The 3886-nt window shown below is 44.0% G+C and carries 3 protein-coding genes; all 3 read left to right on the plus strand.

Features of this window, described 5'->3' with window-relative positions:
- On the plus strand, positions 1-1100 hold a 1100-nt coding region (locus tag WMO25_RS15930), incomplete at its 5' end, for an ABC transporter ATP-binding protein (RefSeq protein WP_349086141.1).
- Complete coding sequence (locus tag WMO25_RS15935; protein ID WP_349086142.1) at positions 1093-2991, plus strand: ABC transporter ATP-binding protein; 1899 nt, start codon at positions 1093-1095, stop codon at positions 2989-2991. The genes WMO25_RS15930 and WMO25_RS15935, both read left to right, overlap by 8 nt.
- A gap of 131 nt (positions 2992-3122) precedes the next feature.
- Complete coding sequence (locus WMO25_RS15940; RefSeq protein ID WP_349086143.1) at positions 3123-3746, plus strand: NUDIX hydrolase; 624 nt, start codon at positions 3123-3125, stop codon at positions 3744-3746.
- Positions 3747-3886: the final 140 nt, after the last annotated feature.

Genomic DNA, 3886 nt, shown 5'->3' on the forward strand with positions numbered 1-3886 from the left:
AGTTTGATCAGGTTTCCGATAATATTTACAGGAATTTTGTAAAGGCGGAGCAGATTCTGGCCTTTAATATGCCGTTGATGCAGTTGGCTGTTTATACATGCATGTTGCTGATTTGCTGGTTGGGTGCCAGAGCGATTGTGGCCTGCGGCGGTGATGAAGCACTTGGACTTTCTACCGGTGAGTTTATGAGTCTTTTCACTTATACGATGCAGATTCTGATGAGTCTGATGATGCTGTCGATGGTATTTGTCATGATCATCATGGCAAGAGCATCTGCTGAGCGTATCTGTGAGGTCCTTTCAGAAGAGAGTACACTTAAGAATCCTGAGCATCCGGTTTATGAAGTGAAAAACGGGGATATTCAGTTTGACAATGTCGTTTTTTCTTATAATAAGAAGGCAGATAAGCCGGTATTAAATCATGTGAATTTAAATATCCGCTCCGGTCAGACGATTGGTGTGATCGGTGGCACGGGATCATCAAAATCAAGTCTTGTTCAGCTGATTCCGCGACTGTACGATGTCACAGAGGGCCGCGTCCTTGTCGGCGATGTCGATGTCCGGGATTATGATATTGAAAGTCTTCGTAATGAAGTAGCGATGGTTCTTCAGAAAAATGTTCTTTTTTCAGGAACGATCAAGGAAAATCTTCGCTGGGGTGACAAAAATGCCACAGATGAGGATATTCAGCGTGTCTGCCGTCTGGCCTGTGCAGATGAATTTGTGCAGACTTTTCCGGATGGCTATGATACGTATATTGAACAGGGTGGTACGAATGTATCCGGTGGTCAGAAACAGCGACTTTGTATAGCAAGAGCACTTTTGAAGAAGCCGAAGATCCTGATTCTTGATGACTCTACAAGTGCGGTGGATACGAAAACGGATGCAGCGATCCGCAAAGCGTTTGCAGAGGAGATTCCGGATACGACAAAGATTATTATTGCACAGCGTGTCGCTTCTGTTGAGGATGCAGATCAGATTATTGTTCTGGATGAGGGCGAGATAAAAGCAATCGGTTGTCATGAAGAATTGATGCAGTCCTCTGATATTTATCGCGAAGTATATGAATCACAGAAGAAAGGAGAAGATGACAATGAATAAGAAACCGTCAAGACCACAGGTGAACCCGAATACGTTAAAGCGGCTTCTGGGCTATCTGAGTGTTTATAAAACGCGTGTCGTTTTAGTTATTATCTGCATTTTACTCAGTGCGATCGCCAATGTCATGTCTTCCCTGTTTATTCAGAGATTGATCGACGATTACATTTCCCCGCTTCTTCTTGAAGCCAATCCTGTATTTGATGCACTGTTTCGTGCAATCGTACAGATGGCATGCATTTATGTGATCGGTATTCTGGCCAGTCTGATCTATAACAGAACAATGGCCATCATTTCCCAGGGTATTTTAAAGAAGATCCGAGATGATATGTTTGCACATATGCAGACACTGCCGATTAAATATTTTGATACGCATACACATGGCGATGTCATGAGTCATTATACCAATGATACAGATGCCCTGCGTCAGATGCTTTCTCAGAGCCTGCCGCAGCTGTTGTCTTCCTGTGTCACAATTGTTGCCGTGTTTGTCTCAATGCTGTATCTGAGTGTATGGATGACATTGTTTATCGTTGTTTTTCTTTTCTTCATATTAAAAATTGTGAAATCCATTGCCGGAAAGAGCAGTGTCTACTTTATTAAACAGCAGCAGAATATCGGTGACGTGAATGGCTATATTGAAGAAATGATTAATGGCCAGAAGGTTGTCAAGGTATTCTGCCATGAAGAAGAAGCCAAGGCCGTTTTTGATAAGAAAAATCAGGAGCTTTGTGACAGTATGACAACGGCCAATACTTATGCCAATATCCTGATGCCGATCATGGGCAATATGGGCAATATTCTTTATGTGTTGCTGGCAATAGTCGGTGGAAGTCTTGCGATTGCCGGTGTGACGAATATCAGTCTGACAGGTGCCGGTGTGATGACACTTGGTACAATTGCGTCCTTCCTGACGATGTCAAAAAGCTTTATCAATCCGATTGCACAGGTTTCCCAGCAGTTGAATGCGGTGATCATGGCCTTGGCCGGTGCAACACGTATTTTTGAATTACTGGATGAAGAACCGGAAGAAGATCATGGTTATGTGACGCTTGTCAATGCGAAGCGTGAAAATGGTGAGCTTGTAGAATGCAAAGAACGAACAGGTCTCTGGGCATGGAAGCATCCACACAGCGACGGTACGCTGACGTATGAGGAATTAAAAGGCGATGTCGTCATGGAACATGTGGATTTTGGTTATGAAGAAAATAAGCTGGTGCTTCATGATATTAACCTCTATGCAGAACCGGGGCAGAAGGTCGCTTTTGTCGGTGCAACAGGTGCCGGTAAGACAACAATCACGAACCTGATCAACCGTTTCTATGATATTGCGGACGGCAAAATCCGCTACGACGGCATCAACATTACAAAGATTAAGAAAGACGATCTGCGCCGTTCCATGGGTGTCGTTCTTCAGGATGTCAACCTCTTTACTGGTACGGTCATGGACAATATCCGATATGGCAAGCTGGATGCCACAGATGAAGAATGTATTGCTGCGGCAAAGCTGGCCAACGCAGACGGATTTATCCGAATGCTGCCGGATGGCTATCAGACAGTTCTTGAGGGTGATGGAAGTGGACTTTCCCAGGGACAGCGTCAGCTGATCTCTATTGCGAGAGCAGCCGTTGCCGATCCTCCGGTTATGATTCTGGATGAGGCAACATCCTCCATCGATACGAGAACAGAAGCCATCGTTCAGAAGGGTATGGATGCCCTGATGCACGGCCGTACAGTTTTCGTTATTGCCCATCGACTGTCAACAGTCAAGAACTCCGATGTTATCATGGTACTTGAGCATGGACGGATTATCGAGCGAGGCAACCATGAAAAACTGATTGCTGAGAAGGGCAAGTATTATCAGTTGTATACGGGAGCGTTTGAATTAGAATAAAAAATTTTCGTACAGATAAAATGTAAAATATTTATTGGTTTTAGAATGGATAGTAGCTTTGTGTGATATTTGGCTGACTATCCGTTCTTTTTATGCTATGATTATGGTGTGTTGATTTTTGGGAGGTTTATATGGATAGAATAACGAAAATTATTCAGGAAACCCACCATCGTTTTCTGAATTTGTTTTGTATGGATGTGCGTCACCGCAATGGAGAGGCTTCGGAGTATTATGTGGCTTCCCGTGCGAAGTCAGCGGATGATTTGAAAGCGGTGACTCACAGAAATGACCCGGATGGTGTGAGTATTTACAGTGTGTATGGTGAACAAAAAGACCAGGTGGTGCTGGTGAAACAGTATCGTTATCCACTGGGAGATTATGTATATGAATTCCCGGCGGGACTTGTGGAGCCCGGGGAGGCGATGACGGATGCGGCCGTGAGAGAATTTCATGAGGAAACAGGACTTCATTTGCAGGTGATTCCGGCGGATGATATGTATACAAAGCCGAGATTTACAACAGTCGGTATGACGGATGAAGCCTGTGGAATGGTCTATGGCTATGCTTCCGGTGTGCCGGATAACCGATTTGAGGAAAGCTCAGAGGACATTCAGGTTGTGCTGGCAGATAAAAAAGAGGTGCGCCGTATTTTAAAAGAAGAGAATGTCGCCATGATGTGTGCGTATATGTTGCTGCATTTCCTGAAGTCAGAGGGTGATCCGCTGGGATTTGTAGAAATGCAAGAAAAAAGATGAATCAATAGGACGGAATAGTTGTTGATAAAAATATTGATAAAAGGGGATACTAGAAATGAGTCAGTTTTATTATTTAAATGATGAGATATTGGGTTCCTGTCATCTGGCGGTGGGTGAGAGGAATACTGTATTATTTGATC

The sequence above is a fragment of the Coprococcus intestinihominis genome, assembly GCF_040096555.1.
Taxonomy (GTDB): domain Bacteria; phylum Bacillota; class Clostridia; order Lachnospirales; family Lachnospiraceae; genus Coprococcus_A; species Coprococcus_A intestinihominis.

Coding starts and splice junctions, on each gene's coding strand:
- WMO25_RS15935 (WP_349086142.1), top strand. CDS start 1,093: ATGAATAAGAAACCGTCAAGACCACAGGTGAACCCGAATACGTTAAAG.
- WMO25_RS15940 (WP_349086143.1), top strand. CDS start 3,123: ATGGATAGAATAACGAAAATTATTCAGGAAACCCACCATCGTTTTCTG.